Genomic DNA, 21,681 nt, shown 5'->3' with positions numbered 1-21,681 from the left:
CCGGGGGTGAAGCAGTGATCGTCACGGTCACGCTCAACGCCGCCCTGGACATCACGTACAAAGTGCCCTCCCTCACCCCGCACACCTCGCACCGCGTCACCGACGTGACCGAACGCGCGGGCGGCAAGGGCCTGAACGTCGCCCGCGTCCTCGCCGCCCTCGGCCACGACGTGACGGTGACCGGCTTCGCGGGCGGCGACACCGGCCGCACCCTGCGCGACCACCTCGCCCGCGTTCCCGGCGTCCGGGACGGCCTGCGCCCCGTCGCGGGCGCCACCCGCCGCACCCTGGCCGTCGTGGACGCCCGCACCGGCGACACCACGCAGCTCAACGAACCGGGCCCGACCGTCTCCCCCGCCGAGTGGGCCGGATTCCTCACCTCCTACGAGGAGTTGCTGACCGGCGACGACGTGAGCGCCGTGGCCCTGTGCGGCAGCCTCCCGCCCGGCGTGCCGGTGGGCGCGTACGCCCTCCTGATACGCGCCGCGCGCGCCGCCTCCGTACCCGTACTCCTCGACACCAGCGGCGAACCACTGCGCCGCGGCGTCGCCGCCCGCCCCGACATCGTCAAGCCCAACGCCGACGAGCTCGCCGAACTCACCGGCGCCCACGAGCCCGCCCAGGCCACCCGCGACGCCCGCCGCCGCGGCGCCCACGCCGTCGTCGCCTCCCTCGGCCCCGAAGGACTCCTCGCCCTCACCCCCGAGGGCACCTGGCGCGCCAAGCCCCCGGGCCCGGTCCGCGGCAACCCCACCGGCGCGGGCGACTCGGCCGTCGCGGGCCTGCTCTCCGGCCTCGTCCGGCATCTGCCCTGGCCGGACCGGCTCTCCCGCGCGGTGGCCCTGTCGGCGGCCACCGTCGCGGCACCCGTGGCGGGCGAGTTCGACGCGGCGGTGTACGAGGACGTGCTCCCGAAAGTCGCCGTGACGGGCAAGCCGCCGACGGCCTGAGCCAGGAATGGGGACCGGTCAGCGTGCCGCTCAACACCACCGGCGAACTCGTCGCCCGAGCCGTCGCGGACGGCCGCGGCATCGCGGCCTTCAACGTCATCACCCTCGAACACGCGGAGGCCATCGCGCTCGGCGCGGAGCGTGCGGGCACCGCGGCGATCCTCCAAATATCCGAGAACGCGGTCAAGTTCCACGGCGGCAACCTGTCCGCCGTCGCCGCGGCGGCCGCCACGGTGGCCCACGCCTCCTCGGCCCCGCTCTCCCTCCACCTGGACCACGTCACCGACACCGACCTGCTGCGCGCCGCCTCCGACGAGGGCTTCAGCTCCGTCATGTTCGACGCCTCGAAGCTGAGCCACGCCGACAACGTCAAGACGACCGCCGACGCCGTCCGCCGGGCCCACGAGCGCGGCATCTGGATCGAGGCGGAACTCGGCGAGGTCCGCGGCAAGGACGGCGAGACCCCCCTGGACGCCCACGCCCCCGGCGCCCGCACCGACCCCACCGAAGCCGCCGCCTACGTCACCGCCACCGGCGTCGACGCCCTGGCCGTGGCGGTCGGCTCCGCCCACGCCATGACGGAACGCACCGCCACCCTGGACCACGCCCTCATCCGCTCCCTACGGGACGCCGTCCCCGTGCCCCTGGTCCTGCACGGATCGAGCGGCGTCCCCGACACGGAGATCCGCGCGGCCCTCGCGTCGGGCATGACGAAGATCAACGTGGGGACCGCCCTGAACGCGGCGTTCACGGGCGAGGTACGCGACCACCTGGCGGCGGACCCGAGCGTGGTCGACCCGCGGAAGTACCTGACCCCGGCCCGCGAGGCGATGGCCGGGGTGGTGGAGTCCTTCCTGCGCCTCATGTGAGCCCGTCCGGCGGGCATCGAGGAACGCCTTACTCCTTGACGGACTACTCCTTGACGTGCCCGGCCTTCAGCCACACCCGGTCCAGCACGGCGTCACACTTGTCCCCCGCCTGGCAGGACACGGACACCGTGTTGGTGCCCTTGTTGAGCTGGACGAAGGCGAACGTCTTCGTCCACCCCTTGTCCCAGGCCCCTTCCTTCGCCCCCGTGAAGTTGTCCATGTTGAGCTTCCGCCCGGACGCGGTCCCGTTGATCCCCAGGGTCGTCTCGGCGGCCTTGCCGGGCACGGAGTACCCCACGAACACGGTGTAGGCCCCGCTCTTGGGAATCCCGTCGACGGTCCATGTGACCTGCGCGCCGGGCTTGTTGAGCCCGGCGACGTACACGCCGCCCGAGGACTGCGCCCCCTCGATGTCGGAGGCGGTGGTGGTGCCGCCCTCCAGCTTGAGGGCCTTGGCGTCGGACTTGGGCAGCTCGGCGTCGTCCTTGTCGTCGTCCTTGGGCGCGGAGGGGCTCGGCGCGTCGGTCTCGGACTGGCTGACCTTCGACCCCGGCTTCTTCGCGTCGTCGCTGCCGCCGTCGTCGTCACCCCCGCCGAAGACCATCGCGGCACCGATGCCGACGGCCACGACCGCGACGACGGCGATGGCGCCGATCAGCAGCCCCTTGGTGTTGGGCCCGCGCCCGCGGCCACCGCCACCGGCGGGGGCGTGCGAGCCGGGGGCCCCGGGCCCGCCGGCCTGCCGCATGGGCGCGGTGACACCGGCCTGCGCCTCTGGAGCCGCGTAGTGGGCGTTGGGCTGTCCGTAGGCCTGCTGCGGGGCCTGGCCGGGCTGCTGGCCGTACGCGGGCTGCTGACCGTACGCCGGGGCCTGACCGTAGGCGGGAGGCTGGCCCTGGGCCTGCTGCCCGTACTGGCGCTCTCCGACCGCGCGTACGTGGTTGTACGAGGACCGCGGCCCCGGGTAGCCGTACCCGCCGCCCGAAGGCGGTGTCGCACCGGCCGCCTGGCCGTCTGCGTACAGGTAGCCGAACGGGTCGTCATCGCCCTCTGGCGCGCGCGGCGTGTGCTCGCCGTTATTGCCGGGCGTCATTCGCAGGTCACTCCCTCGCATCGCGGATGCGGGCGAGCCTACCCGCTCCGGGTGACCGCCCGAGTTGACGTTGACTTCTTCCAGGACATAGGTGGGGACATGGGCGGGGGCATCGGCCGGAACACCCGCGGTCACGCCCGCCGGGACAGCCGCCCGGGCGCCCGCGCCGGGGCACTCCGCGCACCGCATCCGTTACCGCGTACGGGAGTTCACACCCCTACCGCGCGCACGGCGCACAAGCGGCGCCCGCCTGTGCGCACACGCTCACCCGGCCCGCCGGTGCTGCTTGGCCCGCGACCTTTTCTCCACATACATCCGCTGGTCGGCGGAGTGCAGCACTTCGTCCGCGGACATCCCGCAATGTGCCCATCCGATGCCGAAGCTGGCGCCGACGCGCACCGCGCGCCCGTCCACCCTGATCGGCGGGATGATCGCGTTCCGCAGCCGCACCGCGAGGTCCTGCGCGTCGGCCCGGCCGAGCCCGTCGGCGAGCACCACGAACTCGTCGCCGCCGAGCCGCGCCACCGTGTCCCCGTCCCGGACACCGTTGGTCAGACGCCGTGCGACCTCGATCAGGACGGCGTCGCCGGTGTGGTGCCCGAAGCGGTCGTTGATCGACTTGAAGCCGTCCAGGTCGCAGAAGAGGACGGCGAGGCCCTTGGTGCCGTCGTCGGGGGCGGCCTCCTCGGGCGGGGCAACTGTATGGACGTGGTGGTCATAGCCGTCGCCGTGCGCCCCCGCGTGCGCGCCCCCGGAGGGCCCGTGCCCGTGGCCGAGGGCGTGCCCCGACGCGTAGAGCCCGCTGTTGTCGTACGCCGCGTCCAGCGAGTCCACCGGCGACGGCTGACCCGCGTGCGGCCTGCGACAGAGCCGGGAGCTGAGGCGGGCGCGCAGCTCCGCGGAGTTCGGCAGGCCGGTCAGGGAGTCGTGCGAGGCGCGGTGCGCGAGCTGCAGCTCGCGGCGCTTGCGCTCCTCGATGTCCTCGACGTGGGTGAGCAGAAACCGGGGCCCGTCCGCGGCGTCCGCGACCACCGAGTTCCGCAGCGACACCCACACGTACGTCCCGTCGCGCCGCGCGAACCGCAGCTCGGCCCGCCCGCCCTCGGCCGATGTGCGAAGCAGCGTCCCGATGTCCTCGGGGTGCACCAGGTCGGAGAAGGAGTAGCGGCGCATCGCGGACGCGGGGCGGCCGAGCAGACGGCACAGCGCGTCGTTCGTCCGCAGGATCCGCCCGTGCTGGTCGCCGCCCATCTCGGCGATCGCCATGCCGCTCGGCGCGTACTCGAAGGCCTGCCGGAAGCTCTCCTCGCTGGCGCGCAGGGCCTGCTGCTCGCGCTCGAGGCGGACCAGGGCGCGCTGCATGTTGGCGCGCAGCCGCGCGTTGCTGATCGCGATGGCGGCCTGGAAGGCGTACATCTGGAGCGCCTCGCGCCCCCACGCGCCGGGGCGCCGCCCGTTGCGCGGGCGGTCCACGGAGATCACGCCGATCAGCTCGCCGCCGGACGACCCGGTCGCGTACATGGGCGCGAAGAGCCGGTCCGAGGGGTGCCACTCGTCCTCGAAGCGGGGCTCGGGGCCTTCGGTGTACCACTGCGGCACGTCGTCCTCGTCGAGGACCCAGCCCTCCGTGTACGGGATGAAGCGCAGCGCCCCCCAGGCCTCCCCCATGGCCAGGCGGCGCTCCCAGGACTCCCGGGAGCCGACGCGGCCGGTGATCAGGGCCTCGGCGGCCGGGTTGCCCGCGAACGCGGCGACGACGAGATCGCCGTCCGGGCGTACGAGATTGACGCACGCCAGTTCATAGCCAAGGCCGTTGACCACGCCGTCGGCGACGGTCTGCAGCGTGTCCGCGAGGCTGCGGGCCGTGTTGAGGTCCGCAACCACCTGATGCAGCTGCCGCAGGGTCGCAAGACGGACGTACGGCTCCGACTCGGTCTCCATGCTCGCTCTCCCCGAGACCTCGACAGCAACTCCAGGATCCGCAGCGTCCTCAGTGTCCGTAACTCTGAAACTCTGAATCTCTAGCTCTGACTCTGAATCTCTGACTCCGCTGTGCGTTCCTTCGCGCCCCGTCGCGCTGTGGCGCCCCAGCGTCTGTGCCTGTACGTGCCTGTTCCGTGCCTGTCTGATTGCCACCGTCACTGAATCACAGCGAGCTGCCCACCCGGTACACAGGGTCAACAAAATATGGCCCCTGTGACTCAAGTCACAGGTGAGAGGTCCGATTTGAGCCCTGGAGTTGAGACAAATTTGAGCTATGTGGAGGGTGATGCACAAGCCTTGGCCAAGGGGCCACGGCACTGCACCACCGGAGTCGACGCCCGACACCGGAGCCCCGCGCACGATACGCCTCTCCGGAGCCCGCCACCCCCGGAAGTCCTAGGTCTCGTCCTAGGTCCACCCTCGGCCCGGGGTCCGATGCGGAGCGCCCGAATCCGCGACTAGCGTCAACAATGTGGCTGCCGATCTGACCCTCAAGACCCAGACCCCGACCCGGGCTCCGTCCACCCCTCATCCTGTGGGGGTGAGCAACGACGAGTTCCGCGCCGCCATGTCCCGCCTGGCCGCGGGCGTGGTCCTGGTGACGGCCCAAGAGCCCCCGCTGGACCCGGACGACCCGACGGCCCCGGGCGGCGAGGACGTCGGCATGACGGCGACGGCCTTCCTCTCCGTGTCCCTGGACCCGCCCCTGGTCATGGTCAGCCTCCGCGAGGGCTCCCGCATGGACGACCTGCTCGCGGAGCAGCCGCTGTGGGCGGTGTCGGTCCTGACCGAGAGCCAGCGGCACATCGCGGGCCGCTTCGCCATGAAGGGCCGCATCAGCGACCGGCTCCTCTTCGAGGACATCCCCTACGTACGCGGCGACATCACCGGCGCCCCCCTCGTCGGCGGCGCCCTCGCGACACTTGAGTGCCGCACGGAACAGACCGTGACGGCGGGCGATCACACACTGGTCATCGGCCGCGTACTGACGGCCGAGCTGCCGAGCGCGGACGGGGGCCCGCTCCTGTACTTCAAGGGCCGCTACCGCCAGCTGGACTAGCCGCCCGGACGGGCTGGGCCTTGACGACCTGGAGCCGGACAGCCCGGACTCCGGACAGCCCGGGCAGCATGGAGCCGGTCCTGGACTAACCCCAGTCCTTCCCCGACCGCCCCTGCTTCGTCTCCCCGCGCCGCTTCTTCTCGCGCAGCCGCCGCTCGTTGATCCCGCGCGGGATGCGGGTGGCGCGGCGCGGCTTGGGCGGCGGAGCGGTGGCCTCCGCGAGCAGGGAGGCGAGGCGGGTGGCCGCCATCTCCCTGTTCCGCCACTGCGACCGGTGCTCGCTCGCCCGTACGCTGATGACGCCGCCCACGAGCCGCGACTCGAGCCGCTCGAGCGCCCGCTGCTTCCACACCTCGGGCAACGCCTCCGTGCGCGCGAGGTCGAAACGCAGCTCGACCTGCGAGTCACTGGTGTTGACGTGCTGCCCGCCGGGCCCCGAGGACCGCGAGAAACGCCACATCAGCTCGGCCTCGGGCAGCGAGACGGAGCCACGGATGACGTAAGCGCGGTGACCGGACATGTGCTCCATGGTCCCGCGTCCGAACACCCCACGTCACCCGCTTTTCCCGCCCGCACCCCGCCCTCCCCGAAGACCGGGCCGACCGCCCCGTCAAGGACCCACATCAAGGACCCTCATCCAGGCCCCGCATCCAGGACAGCTCCGGTCCGCATCGAACGAGTAAAGAAAGTAAAGACAGTCCTCGGCATATGGAACCTTCGATACCCCCCTCGGCGTTCATAGGGGTGTCGGTAGCTTCGTCCCAGCACGAAGCCCGCAAAGTACGCACGTACTACACGGTTGTACTCACGCTAGGAAGGGACTCCCAACAATGGCTGTAAGCCTGTCCAAGGGCGGCAACGTCTCGCTCACCAAGGAGGCACCTGGCCTGACCGCCGTCACGGTCGGCCTCGGCTGGGACGTCCGCACCACCACGGGCACCGACTTCGACCTGGACGCCTCCGCCATCGCGGTGAACCCCCAGGGCAAGGTCTACTCGGACGCCCACTTCGTCTTCTTCAACAACAAGGCGACCCCGGACCAGACCATCGTCCACACCGGCGACAACGTCACCGGCCAGGGCGAGGGCGACGACGAGCAGATCAACGTCAACCTCGCGGGCCTCCCCGCCGACGTCGAGAAGATCGTCTTCCCGGTCTCCATCTACGACGCCGAGAACCGCTCGCAGAACTTCGGCCAGGTCCGCAACGCGTTCATCCGCATCGTGAACCAGGCCGGCGGCACCGAGATCGCCCGCTACGACCTCTCCGAGGACGCCGCCACCGAGACCGCCATGGTCTTCGGCGAGCTGTACCGCAGCGGCGCCGAGTGGAAGTTCCGCGCCGTCGGCCAGGGCTACGCCTCCGGCCTCGTCGGCATCGCGCAGGACTTCGGCGTCAACGTCTGAGGTTCCACCGCCTAGCGGACCAGCACCAAGCAAGGGCCCCGACCCCACCAGGTCGGGGCCCTTCGCCATGCCCCCACCCACTCCACCCCTTCTTGCCCCGCCTCCCCGCCTCCCCGCCTCCCATCACCCCATCACCCCATCACCCGGACTAGCACTAACCCCCCTCTCCAACTATTCTAAATTCCCAACTAGTCGAGAAGACGTGACCAGAGAGGAAGGGGGACCTGGAATGCCAGAAGCCCCGAAAGCAGCCGCCGCCACGGGCACCGGCGCCGTCAACACCGCCTGGACCCGAGCCGCCCTGCCCCTCTGCCTCCTGGCCATCCTCGACACCGAGAAGCAGAGCTACGGCTACGCCCTCCTCAACCACCTCGCCACCGCAGGCATCCACGGCGTCAAGCCCGCCACCCTCTACCCGGCCCTCACCCGCCTCGAAGAGGACGGCTCCGTCGAGATCGAGTGGGGCGCCGGCGAGGGCGGCCCCGGCCGGAAGTACTACCGCATCACCGACGCGGGCCGAGCCCGCCTGCACCACGACCGCACCGCCTGGGCCTCCTTCACCCACTCCGTCGCCACCCTCACCGGAACCGACACACCCGGCACGCCCAGTGCACCCAGTGCGCCCAGTGCATCCGGCGCATCCGGCGCATCCGGCGCACCCAGCGAGCCCGGTACGGCACAGCTCACACCTCACGCAGCGGAACCGGGGGAACCGACATGACCAAGGACCGCCAGCCGAAGCTCACTTGGGAGCGCAAGGAGGACGAGGCCTGGGCCGCCTCCGTCGAGCTACGCCTCGTCCTCGACCACGACGCCCCCGCCGGACTCGCCGACGCCGTCCTCGCCGAGGCGTACGAACTCGTCCACGAGGAGGGCCGCCCCGCCCTCGACCTCCTCGGCGACCCCGACGCCTACGCCCAGTCCGTCGCCGACGAACGCATCCCCGAAGAACACCGCGCCCGCGTCGACGCCCACGGCCTGACCCCCGGCGAACGCGTCTCGGCCTCCTTCGTCTCCCTCGGCATCGGCGGGCTCCTCTTCTGCGGCTTCGAGTGGCTGCGCGACGGCCTCCAGGTCGGCATCGGCTGGCCCTCCTTCACCATCACGGCGGCCGTCGTCCTCGGCGCCACGCTGGCCACCGCGGCCCTCGCCGCCCGCGCCGCCGGCCGGGTCCGCGGCGCCTGGTATTTCGCAGCCGCCGCAGCCGGAGCCGTGTGCGCGGGAGTCAGCGCCACCCCCTTCGTCCCCGCGGGCCAACTCTTCGCCGTACCCGCCCCCATCCTGATGCTCGCCTGCTTCGCCCTCATCACCGCAGCCGTGAAGTTCCCCGACGCCACCATCGACCGCTGGTTCACCCCCGCACCTCCCAGCGATGACGACGAGGCCTGGTTCACCCGCCTCGACGGCCTCCTGCGCGGCCGCCACGCCATGCCGTCCGCCCAGGCCCGCGACCACATACGCGAGGCCCGCCACCACCTCGCCGCCACCCCCGGCACCGAACCCGCCGCCGACGTCTTCGGCGACGTCGAGGTCTATGCCCTCCGCCTCTCCGAAGGCCCCCGCCGCACCCAACGCCTCGCCCGCCGCCAGTTCTACGGTTCCTGCCTCCTCGCCGCCTGCCTCACCATCCTGCTCATCGACAACCTGACCGACCCCGACCCCTCCCCCTTCTGGCTCGCCGCCAACACGGGTGCCCTCGGCGCGACTCTCTGGTCCCTCCTCGGCGAATGGCGCCGCTCCACCAAACGCGACACCCCCACCACCCCGGACCGCGGCAACTCCCCCTCCCCCGACACCCCGTCCTAGCCCCAACCTCGACGCATCCCCTGGAACCACTGGAACCACTGGAACCACTGGAGGCGGCCTTCATCCTCTGGACGCGGTTCATCCTCTGGACGCGGTTCATCCTCTGGACGCGGCCCTCACCCTCCGCCCGCTCCCCTGGACGTCGTCATCCACTCGCTCGCCCTCGACGCCGCTCCACCCCCGCTTCCCCTGGACGCCCATCAACCGCCCGCTCACTCGGCCCCGTCGTCCCGGAAGGCCGGCCCACGCCGCTCCCGGACGGCCACCCCGTTCCCCTACCGGGCGGCTAGCCTGCGCCGCATGATCCTCGAACCGCTCGTCTCCGCCGCCGACAGCACCTCCCCCGGCGACCTGCCCGGCCCTCTCCTCACGGAACTCACCGCCCTCTACGCCTCCAACCACGAGTTCTTCGCACTCAGCGGAGACTTCCCGGACGCGCACGACATCAGCACCGAACAGGTCGCCACCGCACTCGCCGACGAACTCTCCCAACCCGGCGCCGAAGTGCTCCTCGGCCGTTCCGAGGGCCGGCTCATCGGCGTCGTCGTCACCCTCGACCGCCACCCCGACCCGGCCGACCCCGACCCCTGGATCGGCCTCCTCCTCGTGGACGCCCGGGTCCAACGCACCGGCCTCGGCCGCCGCTTGGCCACCGCCACCGAGGACCGCTTCCGCACCGCGGGCCGTACCGCCGTGCGCCTCGCCGTCCTCGACAACAACCCCAAGGCCCTCGCCTTCTGGACCGCCCTCGGCTACGAACTCCTCGACCACCGCAAGGACACTCAACTCGGCCGCCCCTGCGCCGTACTGCGCAAGCCTCTGTAAGCGCGCGGCATAGGCTTCTGCAAGTACGGGGCACAGAGGGGCTCACGCAGTGGTCGCACTCTGCGGACCCGTCCCTTGGGCAGGTGTCCTGCGGACCGACGCCCTGTGGGCCCACGCCCTGCGAACCGACATCCTGTGGGCCAACGGCCAGTGGACCTACGGCTTGTCCGGCTTCCCGTCGCCGTAGAGCCAGTCCGCCCACACCTTCTTCAGTTCCTCACGCGCTTCATCGTCTCCCGCGTGCTTCTCGACGTATGTCGTGAAGTCCTTGGTGTTCGCGTTCCGGTGGCGGTAAGTCTTCGCCCAACCCTGGATGATCTCGTAGAAGGTTTCGTCGCCGACCGTCTCGCGGATCTTGTGGATCACCATCGCTCCCCGGTCGTACACCGGATCGCTCGAGATGTGCGCGGCGTCCGGCTGCCTGGCCGGCGGGAAGGCCCAGAGGTCTTCGTCTTCCCCCTCCTCGTACAGCGCGTCGAAGATGTCCTGCGCGCTGTCCCCTCCGCTGTCCTCCTCCCACAGCCACTCCGCGTAGCTCGCGAAGCCTTCGTTCAGCCACATGTCCTGCCATGTCTTCGGCGTGACCGAATTGCCGAACCACTGGTGTGCCAGCTCGTGGACAAGCGTCGACGTGTTGACCTCGGAGACAGGAAACACCGGCTTGGTCTGGGTCTCCAGGGCATAGCCCAGCTTCACCCGGTCTTCGACGATCGCTCCGGTCGAGGAGAAGGGGTAGGTGCCGAAGTTCAGCTCCGCCCAGTCCATGATCTCGGGGATCTTCGAGAGGACCTTCTCGGTCTTCTCGCGCTCGTCGTCCGGCAGTGTCCAGTCGATCGCCGTGAACACCGGGATTCCGGAGTTCGACTTGGCCGTCATGGACTTCTTGGTGTCGTACTTACCGATCGCCACGGTCGCCAGGTAGGTCGCCATGGGCTCGGCGTTATGCCAGGCGAACGTGGTGCGGCCGTTCGTCGTGGTCTCGTGCGTCAACTCGCCGTTGGAGATCGCCTTCAGCCCCTTGGGCACGGTGATCTTTATGTCGTATGCGGCCTTGTCGCTCGGGTGGTTGTTGCTCGGGAACCACGCCATCGAACCGGCCGGCTCGCCGACCGCGAGCGCACTCTCCTCCCCCTTCAGCCAGCCCTCCTTGGAGTGGTCCGCATCGGTGACCGTCTGCGGTGTCCCGGAGTAGCGAACGGTCGCGCGGAACGTCTCGCCCCGGTCGAGATCGTCACGCGGGCGCACGGTCAACTCGTCACCGGTGCGGTTGAAGCGGGCTTCCTTGCCCTCGACGGTGACTTCCTTGACCTCCAGGCCCTTGAAGTCGAGGTTGAAGGCGCTGAGCTTCTTGGTGGCACGGGCCGTGATGTCCGCCGTGCCGGTGAGGTGGCGGTTCTCCGGGTCGTAGCCGAGAGTCAGGCCGTAGTGCGCGACGTCGTATCCCCCGTTGCCGAGCTTCGGGAAGAACGGGTCGCGCACACCTGCGGCGCCGGGGGTTCCGTCGACCCCGCCGCCGGTGCAGGCGGTGAGGGCGGTCAGCGTCAGGGCGGCCAGGGCTGCGGGGGCGATACGGCGGGCGCGGGGCCCCTTGGTCAGGGGGGCGGTGGCTCGGTAGTTCACCTCGGTGATCCTATGGCCACCGCCCCGCGAGACCTCATGTCAGGGGCGTCAGCTGAGCGGCGTCCGCTGGGGCCGGAGCAGTCAGCGGTTGAGCGCCGCCACTCCCGCCTTCGCGAACTTCTCGTCCAGGTCACCGCTGGGCGCGCCCGCCACGCCTATGCCCGCGATCGGGGCGCCCTTGGCGGTGACCGGGGCGCCGCCCGCGAGGAAGAGCGTGCCCGGGATGTCCTTCAGGTTCGGCGTCTGGGTGAGGCGCTTGGCGAGCTCGGAGGTGGGGGCGTTCCACGACACGGCCGTGTAGGCCTTGCGCTCGGCGGACTCGTACGACTGCGGGCCGGCGCCGTCGCCGCGCAGTGTGACGACGGTGTTGCCGTTGCGGTCGACGACGGCGACCGTCACGCGCTGGTTCTCCTTCTTCGCGGCGTCCAGGGCGGCCTCCGCGGCCTTGGTCGCGGCGGCCACGTTGAGGTGCGTGGAGGTGGTGAGGTGGCGGTTCCCGGCGTCGGCGGTCACGGCGGCCTTGGCGGCGGCGTCCGGCGTGCCGGCCGTGGCCGAGACCGTGCCGAACGTCGCGGCGCCGACCGTGGCGAGGGCCGCGGCAGCAGTGAGGATTCGGGTGCGCGGGGAAAGCTGCTTCATCGACTTCATGTCCGTTGACTCCTGTGCGGATGCGGGCTGTTGAGAGTGGGCGGTGAGTCGATCTCCGCCTCGCAATCCATCGTCCGGCCGCTGACCGCCTCTCCTCGTCGGCACTACGGCTGCCTGCCGCGCGCGATTCGGCTGACGGCCATGTCAACCGATCGGTTGATCCGGGCGCTCGATGCCACAGGCCAGAATGGGGATGTCTTCCCAGTTCAGGCGTGTGCGATCGAGCGCGTGCGGTCATGCGCGTCATCGTGTGAGGTCAAGCGGGCGAGCCAGTCAGGCGCGTCGGATCGAGCACTCGGGACCAGACGCTCAAGATCAGACGCACAAGGCCAGCTACTCAAGACCAGATGCGCAAGATCAAGTGCACAAGGTCGAGCGCATGGGCCAGGTACACGGGATCGGGCGCACGGGATCAGGCCCGTGCGGTCAAACGCCAGCGGCGGCCGAGAAGGAGGCCAGCGTGGAACGGCACACAGACGGCCTCGGCGCCGTCGAGCAGGACCCGGACGGCCTCAGCGCCATGGATCAAGGCAAGGACGGCCTGCGCGGGACGCGGCAGGACGAGGACAACACCCACGCCGTGGATCAGCGGACGGCCGGACTCCACCCGGCGGACCCCGAGTCGCGCTGGCTCGGCCCCGTCATGCACACGGCGTTCTTCCTCCTCCTCGCCGCCTCCCTCACCCGCTTCCTCCTCCGCCACCCGGGCGAGCCCCGCACCCCAGGCATCGTCGCCCTGTCCGTCGCCCTCGCCGTCCTCTATCTCCTCGGACCCTCGCCAGGCGCCACGCCCAGCACCCGCCGCCCGCTCTGGCTGGGCTCGGTGGTCGGCGCGTGGGTGGTCCTGGTCGTCCTCGCGCCGAGCTTCGCGTGGTGCGCGGTGCCCCTGTTCTATACGGGACTGCGCACGCTCCCGACGCGAGCGGCGCTCATCCTGGTCACCGCCCTCACCGCCCTCGTGGTCGCCGCACAGCTCAGACTCGCCGGCGGCTTCGACCCGAACCTGGCCTTCGCACCCCCCGCCGTCGCAGCCGTGGCCACCGCCGTGTTCATCCACATGCAGCGGCAGACAGCGCAGCAGCGCGCCTTGATCGACGACCTGATCCGCACCCGACGCGAGCTGGCAGCGACCGAAAGACGCGAGGGCACCCTCGCCGAGCGCCAACGCCTCTCAATGGAAATCCACGACACCCTGGCCCAGGGCATGTCCAGCCAACAGATGCTGCTGCAGGCCGCCGAGCGGGTATGGGACGCCGACCCGGCGACAGCCCGCACCCACGTCCGGACAGCGGCAGCCATCACCGAGCGCGGGCTGGCAGAAGCCCGCAGGTTCGTCCACGATCTGGCGCCGGCGGACCTCGCGGACGCCGGTTCCGACGACGGCGAAGCCCTGCCATCGGCCCTGAGCACCCTGGCCGCACGCGAATCGGAAGCGGAGCTGGCCATCCGGTTCCACGCCGAGGGCAAGCCCGTCCCTCTGCCCGGCAGAGCCCAGTCGGCGCTGCTCCGGATCGCACAGGGCGCGCTGGCGAACGTACGCGAGCACGCGGACGCGAGCGCGGCGGCGCTGACACTGACGTACCTGGACGACCAGGTGGTTCTCGACATCGCGGACAACGGGAAAGGGTTCATGGTCGCCGGGGACGACGTGGGTGTCGTCGGCGGGCAGGACGAGCAGGTGTCGGAGGCCGAGGGCGACGTACGAGGGGCCCCGGCCACGGACGGTCGGCGAGGGCTCAGTTCACGCGAGCCGGGTGCGCGGGCCGGACGAGGGCATGGACTGCCTGCGATACGGGCACGGGCTCGGCAGCTCGGGGGGACGCTGACGGTGGAGTCGGCGCCGGGCGAGGGGACGGTTCTGTCGGTCTCGATCCCCTTGACCGCGCCCTCGGCCTCGGGCACGGGCACGCTGGCGGCGACGCCTTCGCCCACGCCGGGGGTGACTCTCTCGACTCCGTCCACGTCGACGCTTCCGCCCACAGCCTCGTCCGCACCACCACCCTCGTCCCCGTCCCCGTCCCCAGCCTCGCCGTCGAGCCCGCCGTCCGCGGCGCCGCCACCCTCCGATCCACCGTCATCCGGGAGTGCCCATGAGCAGTAGTACGCCCACGAGTGAGCCGGTCCGGCTGTTGGTGTGTGACGACCATGTGGTGGTGCGTGCCGGGTTGCTGGCGCTGTTGGCCAGTGCGTCGGGGATCGAGGTGATCGGCGAGGCCGGGACAGGTGAGGAGGCGGTGGCGCTGGCGGCCAAGCTGGCGCCGGACGTGGTGCTGATGGACCTGCAGCTGGGTCCGGGGATCGACGGTGTGGAGGCGACGCGGCGTATCGCGGCCGGGGAGGGCGGTGGCGGCAGCGACCGCGGTGACGATGACGGTGGCGGCAGTGGGGAGGGGGGTGGCGGTGGGGCGCCGCGGGTGCTGGTTCTCACCACGTACGACACCGATGCTGACATCACGCGGGCCATTGAGGCGGGGGCAACGGGGTATCTGCTGAAGGCCGAGCGGCCCGAGGAGTTGTTCGCGGCGATCCATGCGGCGGCGCAGGGGCGTACGGCGCTGTCGCCGCCCGTCGCGTCCCGGGTGATGGCGCAGATGCGGGAGCCGCGGCCGACGCTCACGGCCCGGGAGCTGGACATTCTGAAGCAGCTCGCGCAGGGGATGGGTAATCGGGAGATCGCGAGGACGCTGTTCATCAGTGAGGCGACGGTGAAGACGCACCTGGGGCGGATCTACGAGAAGTTGGGGGTGGATACGCGGGCGGGGGCGGTGGCGGTGGCCAAGGAGCGGCGGTTGCTTCCCTGAGGGCGCCCCGGGATCGCTCCGGGGCCGACCGAGACCGACCCGAGGGTGAGGCGAGGCCACCCCGAAGGTGCGCCAGGGATCCCCGGGAGTGAGGCGAGGGCGTCCCGAGGGTGAGGCGGGAGCGGCTCGGGGTGAGGCGGGGGCGGCTTGGGGGTGAGGCGAGGGCGGCTTGGGGATGGGGAGCGTGGCACCATCGGGCGCGTGCTCGATATTGGTTACGCCCTTTCTCGCCGTTTTCCGGACCCGCCGCAGATGGACTACCGCGTGGCGGATGTTCACGCGCTGCGGCACGACCTGTTCTGCGGGGATGTGTATCTGGCGGACACCAAGGCGGACCGGGAGGTGGGTACGGCGTGGGGGTGGGTGCCGGTGCTCGACTTCGCTTGGGCGCTGTGCGACATCGTGGAGCAGTTGGACCGGGATCCGCTGGGGAGCCGGGCGTCGCGGTCGCAGTTCGCGGAGCTGGACTTCACGGAGTCGACAGACCGGATGTTGTTCGAGCGGCGGTTCGGGTGGGTGGACATCGAGGCGGACTGGATGAGGGCGGAGGAGGAGCCGCTCACGTTCTCGCACGGGGAGCTGCGGAAGGAGGCGCGGGATTTCCTGCACGACTTGTTGGCCGACCTCATCGACATGCATGAGGGGCTGGGGGCGAATCCGGTGATCTGGACGTTGCAGGCGCAGTTCCCGCGGGTGGGCTGACGTCCGGTCGGCAGGGTGGGCCGGGGGTGAGACTCGGTCGTGGGCGAGGTCCCGTCGTGGGCGAGGCCCGGCCATAGGCGGCCCGGTCGTGGGCGGCCCCGTCGTAGGCGAGGCCCGGGCACAGGCGGCCCACTCGTGGGGCCCGGTAGGGGGATGTCACATTCGGGGTGGGGCGTCCGTCGTAGTGGTGAACGCGTTCTCGTGCCCGTGAGGGTTGACTGAAACGGAGGCCGCCCATGGCCCGCGCCACCCGTGCTCCCCACTCCCCCGGCCGTTCCCAGACCCACATCAGCGTGGTCGGTGGCGGGTTCGCCGGCCTCACTGCGGCCATTACGGCTGCGGAGGCCGGTGCACGTGTCACGTTGCACGAGGCGCACCACACGTTGGGCGGCCGGGCCCGGACGGCAGAGGGGGCGTACAAGACGAATGAAGGGCCGCACGCGCTGTACAACGGTGGGCCGCACTGGACGTGGTTGAAGCAGCGGGGGCTGATCGGGGAGCTCGCGCCGATCCCGCCGATCGAGGGGACGCGGCTGCGGCTGCGGCACCACGGGGCGCTGCGGCGTACGCCGCCGTTCGCGATGCTGAAGTTGTTGCGAAGGGCGCCGGAACAGGCGCCGGTGGATGTGGACTTCGCGACGTGGGCGGGGGCGCAGGTGGGTGAGGAGGGCGCGCGGGCGGCGGCGCACTACTCGGCGGTGGCGTTGTTCCACCACGACCCTGGTTCGCTGTCGGCGCGGTTCGTGCACACGCGGTTGCGGCGGGCGGCGAAGTTCCCGCCGGAGGCGCACTATCCGGTGGGTGGCTGGGGTGCGGTCGTCGACCGGATGGCGGGCCTGGCGTGGAACCTGGGGGTGCGGGTGGAGACGCTGGCGCGGGTGGACGACGTGGGAGAGCTCACGGAGCGGGGCCCGGTCGTCGTGGCGACGTCGCTGGACGCGGCACGGCGGCTCCTGAAGGACGACACGCTGCGGTGGGAGAGCGGGCGTACGGCGCTGGTGGATGTGGCGGTCAGGAGTCGCCGCGGGGACCTGTTCGCGGTGTCGGATCTGGATGCGACGGGGTGGGTGGAGCGGTTCACGACGCAGGACCGCACGCTCGCGCCCGCGGGAGAGCAGCTCATCCAGGCCCAGATCCCGATCGGCCCCAAGGAGTGCAAGGCGGACGGGGTCGCGCGCGCCGAGGAACTGCTCGACCTCGGTTTCCGGGACTGGCGTGAGCGCGTGACATGGCGGCGGACGAGCGTGGCGAACGGCCGCACCGGGGCGCTCGACCGCCCCGGCACCACCTGGCGCGACCGGCCGGCGGTGGACCGGGGCGGGGACGTGTATCTCGCGGGGGATCAGGTGGCGGCGCCCGGACTGCTTTCGGAGGTGTCGTTCAACAGCGCGATCGAGTCGGTGACGCTGGCGCTGACCAGGAGGAGGGGGCTGGCCGGTGGGGGACGGCCGGGCGACGACACCCCCTGGGTTGACCTCAAGTCTGCTTGAGGTTGAAGAGTGGCGAGGATCAGCAGTCCGGGCAGCCCCCAGCGACCCGGACGGACCCCGACGTCACCCGCAGGGAGACCTCATGCACGCCGTCCGCCTCCACGCCTTCGGCCCCGCCGAGAACCTCACGTACGAGACGGTCGAGGACCCTCGCCCGACGGCAGGTCAGGTGCGTATAGCCGTCGCCGCGACGGGAGTTCACCTCGTCGACACGGCGATCCGCGCGGGCGACAAGGGGCCGATGCCGGAGCTGCCAGCGCTGCCCACGGTCCCGGGTCGCGAGGTCGCCGGAACCGTCGAGTCCGTCGGCGCGGGCGTGCCCGCGGACTGGCTCGGGAAGCGTGTGGTCGCGCACATCGGCTTCGCGCCCGGCGGGTACGCCGAGCTGACCGTGACGGACGCGGCCCGGCTGCACGAGCTCCCCGACGGCATGGACTTCGCGGAGGCGGTGGGGTTGATCGGGACGGGGCGCACGACGATGGGGATCCTGCAGTTCGCGGAGTTGGACGAGGACTCGGTGGTGGTGATTCCGTCGGCGGCGGGCGGCATCGGGACGCTGCTTGTGCAGTACGCGAAGCATGCCGGGGCGACGGTGGTGGGCCTGGCGGGCGGCCCCGCGAAGGTGGCACGGGTGCGGGACAACGGGGCGGATCTGGCGGTGGATTACACCGACGCGGGGTGGCCGGACGAGGTGCGGGCGTACTTCAAGGGGCTCGGCGACGGCGGGCGCGGGGACGCCGAGGGCAGGAACGCCGGGCGCGGGGCAGGAGGGCGCGGGGACGCCGGGCGTGCGGCGACCGTGGTGTTCGACGGGGTCGGCGGGGCCGTGGGGCGGGCGGCCGTGGATTTGCTCGGGGCGGGTGGGACGCATGTGACGTTCGGGTGGTCGGGGAAGGAGGGGCCGGTGACGCTCGGGGAGGGCGAGCTCGCGGAGCGGGGGATCACGCAGGTCAACCCCTTGGGGCCGGCGATGATGCAGAGGGCGGGCGGGGAGAATCCGGTGCGGGTGCTGGAGCTGGCGGCGTTGGAGGCGTACGCCGGGGGGTACTTCACGCCCGCGGTGCAGCGGTTCCCGTTGCGGGAGGCGGCCGCGGCGCATCGGGCGCTGGAGTCCCGGGGGACGTCGGGCAAGGTGGTGTTGATCCCGTAGCCGGGTGGGGTGGTGCCCCGTGGTTGGTGGTACTCCGTGCCGCGTGGTGGGGTGGTGCCCCGTGGTGGAGGTGGTACTCCGTGCCCCGTGGTGGGGCGGTGCCCCGTGGTGGGGTGGCACTCCGTGGCGGGGCCACCCCGAGCCCCACCCCGATCAGCGGGCCCCGACCAGCGGGCCTCGCCCCTCGGGCCCCGACCTCGCAGGCCTCGCCCCTCGGCCCCGACCCTCGGGCCCAGCCCCCACCCCCGCCCATGCGTGGCGAAAACAAGGTGCTCGTACGACAAACGGGAACTACCGTCCGTTATATGGACTCCGCACGCCCCGCTGCCCACACCCCTGGCGCCCACACTCCCGCCACCCACACCACCCACACCCAAGCCCCCACCACCCCCCTCACCATCCGCCCCCTCCCCGAGACCGACATCGACCGCGCCCTCGACCTGGCGTACCTCGTCTTCCACGACACCCCCGAGGAAGAGAAGCGCAAACACCACCACGACCTGCTGCTCGGCTGCGACCGCATCGGCGCGTACGACGGGGACGCCCTGGTCGGACTGATCGCCGCGTTCCGGTTCACGGTGTCGGTGCCGGGCGGCGAACTCCCCTGCCCCGGCCTGACGTTCGTGTCCGTGGCGCCGACGCACCGCCGTCGCGGCGTGCTCTCCGGGATGATCGCGAAGCTGTACGAGATGTGCCGGGAGGAGGGCCGCCCCGTGGCCGCGCTCTGGGCCTCCGAGGACGCGATCTACGGCCGCTTCGGCTTCGGCCCGGCCACCCACGGCAACACCGTCGAGATCAACTCCGAGCGCCCGCTGGCCCTGCGCGTCACCCCGGACGACGGCCCCCTGCGCCTCGTCGACCCGGCGGACGCCCCGGCCCTGCTCGGCGCGTACTACGACCGCACCCGCGCCGACCGGGGCGGCCGCATCGCCCGCAGTGAGGCGTGGTGGAGCGAGGAGTGGCTGGTCACGGAGGACGAGGAGGACGACGAGCTTTCGCCGCCGCGGGTGGTCGTGCTCGGCGCCGGGCCCGGCGGCACGCAGTCCGACGCCACGCAGGCAGCCACGCAGGCCGACGCCGCACAAGCCGCCGCACAGACCAACGGCACGCAGTCCGACGGCACGCAGTCCGACGGCAACCCCGACCCCATCAAGGGCTACGCCCTCTACCGCACCAAGGCCCGCGACGACGCCCCCGGCCTGGTCCGCCTCGACGAGCTGGAGGCCGACACCCCCCAGGCCGCCGCCGCCCTCTGGCGCTACCTCGCGAACATCGACCTCACGGGCGTGATCCGCGCCTGGGGCCGCCCCGTGGACGACTCCCTGCTCCTGTTCGCCGGGGACCGCGACCAGGTCCGGGTGACGGGACACTTCCCGGCGCTGTGGCTGCGGCTCGTGGACGTACGCGCCGCGCTCCTCGCGCGCGACTGGGCCGCCCCCGCCGCCCTCGTCCTGGAGGTCACGGACACCCAAGTCCCGGCGAACGACGGCCGCTTCCGCCTGACGGTGTCGCCGCAGGACACCACGCAGGACACCACGGACGACGGCACGCACGCGGAGACGTACAAGGACACGTACAAAGCCACGTACGAGCCCACCACCGCCCCCGCCGACCTCAGCATCGAGGTCCGCGACCTGGGCGCCGCCTACCTGGGCGGCACCCGGATCACGGCGGCCGTCCGGGCGGGCCTGGCCACGGAGCACACCCCGGGCACGGCGGCAGCCCTGGACGCGGCCCTGCGCACGGCCCACCTCCCGCACACCGCGGACGAGTTCTAGAAGCCGAACCCCTAGAAGCCGAACTCCTAGGAACCGAACTCCTAGGAACCGGACTTCTAGGAACCGAACCCTCTAGGAGCCGGACTACGAACCGAGCGCGGTCAACGCGCCGTCGGTCAGCCGATAAACCGTCCACTCGTCCTGTGGCCGCGCCCCCACCGCCTCGTAGAACGCGATCGACGGCGCGTTCCAATTCAAAACGGACCACTCAAGTCGCTCGTACCCGCGCTCGACGCAGATCCGGGCCAACTCCCGCAGCAGCGCCTTCCCGTGACCGCCGCCGCGCGCCTCGGGGCGTACGTACAGATCCTCCAGGTAGATGCCGTGCACCCCGCGCCACGTGGAGAAGTTCAGGAACCACAGGGAGAAACCGACGGGCTGCCCCGTCGCGTCGTCCACAGCGATGTGGGCGTACGCGGCGGGCCGCTCGCCGAACAGCGCCTCGTGCAGCTGTTCCTCGGTGGCACGCGCCTCGTGCGGCTCCTTCTCGTACTCGGCGAGCTCACGGACGAGGGTATGGATGAGCGGGATGTCATCGGGCGTTGCGGTACGAATCATGCGCGCAGCAAGCCACAGGCCGCCGCGCCGGGTCAACCGCGTTTTCGCCGCCCACCGGTGCGTCCCCCGCCTCGCCGTCACCCTGCCGCCCGTGGCAGCCACCCTGACCGGCTGCGCGGAGAAGCCGAGCCAGGCACCCGAGGGCTCACGGCTCCGGTACGCCGACGGCGAGGTGATCGACGTACCCACGGGCCCGCTCGCCGGGAAGATCGACGAGCTGCACGCGCGCCGCCCGCGCCCGGTCGTGATCTGTTACGTCGACACCGGAGCGTACGAGCACTACCGCCCCGACGCGGCCCGCTTCCCCGGCCACGAGAAGAACAAGAACGCCATCCCGAACCGGCCGGAGGTCCCCGCCGAGGGCTCGGTGATCGGGTGGGACACCGGCTGGGCGGGCGAGCGCTGGCTGGACATCCGCGAGGGCTCGCGGGACGCGTTCGCGGAGGCGGTCTGGGCGCGGCTCGACCTGGCGGAACGCATGGGCTGCGACGGCGTCGAGCCCGATCAGAACAATCCGCGCGGCAACGACCCGGGCTTCCGGATCCCGCTCGCGGACCAGCTCTCCTGGTACCGGGAGGTCGCGTGGCAGGCGCACGCGCGCGGGCTCTCCGTGGGCATGAAGAACGGCCACAACGAGCCGGGGACGGCGGCGCGGCTCGTGGACTCCTTCGACTGGGCGCTGCCCGAGGAGTGCGTGGAGTTCGCGGAGTGCGGGGAGCTGAAGCCGTTCGTGGCGGCGGGCAAGGCGGTGTTCGCCGTCGACTACAGGAAGTCGGTGGCCGACCCGGCGAAGGCCTGCCGTACGCATCGGAAGCACGGCCTGGACGGACTGATCAAGGACGAGCCGCCGACGGGGGCGTACCGGAAGCACTGCGACTGAGGCCTACCGGACGGCGACGCACGCCGACCCCAACACCCGCCCCCGTCAACGCGAGTGCCCCC

The 21,681-nt window shown here is 71.6% G+C and carries 20 protein-coding genes; 14 read left to right on the top strand and 6 right to left on the bottom strand.

Annotated features, from left to right (window positions below; all coding sequences use genetic code 11):
- Nucleotides 1-14: 14 nt before the first annotated feature.
- Complete coding sequence (locus ACFVHO_RS17720; RefSeq protein WP_385714867.1) at nucleotides 15-950, top strand: 1-phosphofructokinase family hexose kinase; 936 nt, start codon at nucleotides 15-17, stop codon at nucleotides 948-950.
- A gap of 23 nt (nucleotides 951-973) precedes the next feature.
- Nucleotides 974-1,819, top strand: coding sequence for a ketose-bisphosphate aldolase (locus tag ACFVHO_RS17715; protein ID WP_385714864.1), 846 nt, complete (start codon nucleotides 974-976; stop codon nucleotides 1,817-1,819).
- A gap of 43 nt (nucleotides 1,820-1,862) precedes the next feature.
- Here the strand turns inward: ACFVHO_RS17715 and ACFVHO_RS17710 are convergent, their stop codons facing one another.
- Both ACFVHO_RS17710 and cdgB read right to left on the bottom strand, forming a co-directional pair.
- Nucleotides 1,863-2,912: a carbohydrate-binding protein gene (locus ACFVHO_RS17710; protein WP_385714861.1), complete on the bottom strand. Its 1,050-nt coding sequence runs from the start codon at nucleotides 2,910-2,912 to the stop codon at nucleotides 1,863-1,865.
- Between the two features lie 264 nt (nucleotides 2,913-3,176).
- A complete protein-coding gene (cdgB, locus tag ACFVHO_RS17705; RefSeq protein WP_385714858.1) occupies nucleotides 3,177-4,853 on the bottom strand; it encodes a diguanylate cyclase CdgB in 1,677 nt (558 codons plus the stop codon).
- Nucleotides 4,854-5,436: 583 nt separating this feature from the next.
- Between cdgB and ACFVHO_RS17700 the strand changes: the two genes are divergently transcribed.
- Nucleotides 5,437-5,955 carry a flavin reductase family protein gene (locus ACFVHO_RS17700; RefSeq protein ID WP_385714855.1) on the top strand — a complete coding sequence of 173 codons (519 nt, stop codon included), beginning with the start codon at nucleotides 5,437-5,439 and terminating at the stop codon, nucleotides 5,953-5,955.
- Nucleotides 5,956-6,040: 85 nt separating this feature from the next.
- Here the strand turns inward: ACFVHO_RS17700 and arfB are convergent, their stop codons facing one another.
- Nucleotides 6,041-6,484: an alternative ribosome rescue aminoacyl-tRNA hydrolase ArfB gene (arfB, locus tag ACFVHO_RS17695; protein WP_030363499.1), complete on the bottom strand. Its 444-nt coding sequence runs from the start codon at nucleotides 6,482-6,484 to the stop codon at nucleotides 6,041-6,043.
- Between the two features lie 301 nt (nucleotides 6,485-6,785).
- Here arfB and ACFVHO_RS17690 point away from each other — a divergent pair, with 301 nt between their 5' ends.
- The 4 genes from ACFVHO_RS17690 (at nucleotide 6,786) to ACFVHO_RS17675 (ending at nucleotide 9,992) form a co-directional block, all read left to right on the top strand.
- On the top strand, nucleotides 6,786-7,361 hold the full coding sequence (locus tag ACFVHO_RS17690; RefSeq protein ID WP_030363500.1) for a TerD family protein: 576 nt from the start codon (nucleotides 6,786-6,788) through the stop codon (nucleotides 7,359-7,361).
- A gap of 229 nt (nucleotides 7,362-7,590) precedes the next feature.
- Nucleotides 7,591-8,082 carry a PadR family transcriptional regulator gene (locus ACFVHO_RS17685; protein ID WP_385714851.1) on the top strand — a complete coding sequence of 164 codons (492 nt, stop codon included), beginning with the start codon at nucleotides 7,591-7,593 and terminating at the stop codon, nucleotides 8,080-8,082.
- Nucleotides 8,079-9,167, top strand: a complete 1,089-nt coding sequence (locus ACFVHO_RS17680; protein WP_385714848.1) for a hypothetical protein — start codon at nucleotides 8,079-8,081, stop codon at nucleotides 9,165-9,167. Before ACFVHO_RS17685 ends, ACFVHO_RS17680 begins: the two co-directional genes overlap by 4 nt.
- A gap of 300 nt (nucleotides 9,168-9,467) precedes the next feature.
- Nucleotides 9,468-9,992, top strand: a complete 525-nt coding sequence (locus ACFVHO_RS17675) for a GNAT family N-acetyltransferase (protein WP_385714845.1) — start codon at nucleotides 9,468-9,470, stop codon at nucleotides 9,990-9,992.
- A 156-nt stretch (nucleotides 9,993-10,148) separates the two neighbouring features.
- Here ACFVHO_RS17675 and ACFVHO_RS17670 read toward each other — a convergent pair whose 3' ends face one another.
- Nucleotides 10,149-11,612, bottom strand: coding sequence for a M1 family metallopeptidase (locus ACFVHO_RS17670; protein ID WP_385714842.1), 1,464 nt, complete (start codon nucleotides 11,610-11,612; stop codon nucleotides 10,149-10,151).
- An 81-nt stretch (nucleotides 11,613-11,693) separates the two neighbouring features.
- Nucleotides 11,694-12,251, bottom strand: a complete 558-nt coding sequence (locus ACFVHO_RS17665; RefSeq protein ID WP_385715151.1) for a heme-binding protein — start codon at nucleotides 12,249-12,251, stop codon at nucleotides 11,694-11,696.
- Between the two features lie 652 nt (nucleotides 12,252-12,903).
- On the opposite strand from ACFVHO_RS17665, the gene ACFVHO_RS17660 reads away from it, so the two are divergent.
- The 6 genes from ACFVHO_RS17660 to ACFVHO_RS17635 all read left to right on the top strand — a co-directional run bounded on the left by ACFVHO_RS17660 (nucleotide 12,904) and on the right by ACFVHO_RS17635 (nucleotide 20,181).
- Nucleotides 12,904-14,361: a sensor histidine kinase gene (locus tag ACFVHO_RS17660; protein WP_385715148.1), complete on the top strand. Its 1,458-nt coding sequence runs from the start codon at nucleotides 12,904-12,906 to the stop codon at nucleotides 14,359-14,361.
- Complete coding sequence (locus ACFVHO_RS17655; protein WP_385714839.1) at nucleotides 14,351-15,061, top strand: response regulator; 711 nt, start codon at nucleotides 14,351-14,353, stop codon at nucleotides 15,059-15,061. The genes ACFVHO_RS17660 and ACFVHO_RS17655 overlap by 11 nt, the downstream gene beginning before the upstream one ends.
- 201 nt (nucleotides 15,062-15,262) lie before the next feature.
- Nucleotides 15,263-15,763 (top strand): hypothetical protein, encoded by a 501-nt coding sequence (locus ACFVHO_RS17650; RefSeq protein WP_385714836.1) that lies wholly within the window; start codon nucleotides 15,263-15,265, stop codon nucleotides 15,761-15,763.
- A 236-nt stretch (nucleotides 15,764-15,999) separates the two neighbouring features.
- Complete coding sequence (locus ACFVHO_RS17645) at nucleotides 16,000-17,253, top strand: NAD(P)-binding protein (RefSeq protein WP_385714833.1); 1,254 nt, start codon at nucleotides 16,000-16,002, stop codon at nucleotides 17,251-17,253.
- An 82-nt stretch (nucleotides 17,254-17,335) separates the two neighbouring features.
- Complete coding sequence (locus ACFVHO_RS17640; protein WP_385714830.1) at nucleotides 17,336-18,403, top strand: zinc-binding dehydrogenase; 1,068 nt, start codon at nucleotides 17,336-17,338, stop codon at nucleotides 18,401-18,403.
- Between the two features lie 305 nt (nucleotides 18,404-18,708).
- Nucleotides 18,709-20,181: a GNAT family N-acetyltransferase gene (locus ACFVHO_RS17635; protein WP_385714827.1), complete on the top strand. Its 1,473-nt coding sequence runs from the start codon at nucleotides 18,709-18,711 to the stop codon at nucleotides 20,179-20,181.
- An 84-nt stretch (nucleotides 20,182-20,265) separates the two neighbouring features.
- On the opposite strand, the gene ACFVHO_RS17630 is transcribed toward ACFVHO_RS17635, so the two are convergent.
- On the bottom strand, nucleotides 20,266-20,775 hold the full coding sequence (locus tag ACFVHO_RS17630) for a GNAT family N-acetyltransferase (RefSeq protein WP_385714824.1): 510 nt from the start codon (nucleotides 20,773-20,775) through the stop codon (nucleotides 20,266-20,268).
- A 55-nt stretch (nucleotides 20,776-20,830) separates the two neighbouring features.
- Between ACFVHO_RS17630 and ACFVHO_RS17625 the strand changes: the two genes are divergently transcribed.
- Complete coding sequence (locus ACFVHO_RS17625) at nucleotides 20,831-21,619, top strand: endo alpha-1,4 polygalactosaminidase (RefSeq protein ID WP_385714821.1); 789 nt, start codon at nucleotides 20,831-20,833, stop codon at nucleotides 21,617-21,619.
- Nucleotides 21,620-21,681: the final 62 nt, after the last annotated feature.

This window comes from Streptomyces sp. NPDC127108 (genome assembly GCF_042677545.1).
Classification (GTDB): domain Bacteria; phylum Actinomycetota; class Actinomycetes; order Streptomycetales; family Streptomycetaceae; genus Streptomyces.
This window is presented reverse-complemented; position numbering and strand designations above follow the sequence as displayed.

Excerpts from the sequence above, each read along its gene's own strand:
- ACFVHO_RS17710 (WP_385714861.1), bottom strand. The coding sequence starts at position 2,912 with ATGACGCCCGGCAATAACGGCGAGCACACGCCGCGCGCGCCAGAGGGC.
- cdgB (WP_385714858.1), bottom strand. The coding sequence starts at position 4,853 with ATGGAGACCGAGTCGGAGCCGTACGTCCGTCTTGCGACCCTGCGGCAG.
- arfB (WP_030363499.1), bottom strand. The coding sequence starts at position 6,484 with ATGGAGCACATGTCCGGTCACCGCGCTTACGTCATCCGTGGCTCCGTC.
- ACFVHO_RS17690 (WP_030363500.1), top strand. The coding sequence starts at position 6,786 with ATGGCTGTAAGCCTGTCCAAGGGCGGCAACGTCTCGCTCACCAAGGAG.
- ACFVHO_RS17685 (WP_385714851.1), top strand. The coding sequence starts at position 7,591 with ATGCCAGAAGCCCCGAAAGCAGCCGCCGCCACGGGCACCGGCGCCGTC.
- ACFVHO_RS17680 (WP_385714848.1), top strand. The coding sequence starts at position 8,079 with ATGACCAAGGACCGCCAGCCGAAGCTCACTTGGGAGCGCAAGGAGGAC.
- ACFVHO_RS17675 (WP_385714845.1), top strand. The coding sequence starts at position 9,468 with ATGATCCTCGAACCGCTCGTCTCCGCCGCCGACAGCACCTCCCCCGGC.
- ACFVHO_RS17665 (WP_385715151.1), bottom strand. The coding sequence starts at position 12,251 with ATGAAGCAGCTTTCCCCGCGCACCCGAATCCTCACTGCTGCCGCGGCC.
- ACFVHO_RS17660 (WP_385715148.1), top strand. The coding sequence starts at position 12,904 with ATGCACACGGCGTTCTTCCTCCTCCTCGCCGCCTCCCTCACCCGCTTC.
- ACFVHO_RS17655 (WP_385714839.1), top strand. The coding sequence starts at position 14,351 with ATGAGCAGTAGTACGCCCACGAGTGAGCCGGTCCGGCTGTTGGTGTGT.
- ACFVHO_RS17645 (WP_385714833.1), top strand. The coding sequence starts at position 16,000 with ATGGCCCGCGCCACCCGTGCTCCCCACTCCCCCGGCCGTTCCCAGACC.
- ACFVHO_RS17640 (WP_385714830.1), top strand. The coding sequence starts at position 17,336 with ATGCACGCCGTCCGCCTCCACGCCTTCGGCCCCGCCGAGAACCTCACG.
- ACFVHO_RS17635 (WP_385714827.1), top strand. The coding sequence starts at position 18,709 with ATGGACTCCGCACGCCCCGCTGCCCACACCCCTGGCGCCCACACTCCC.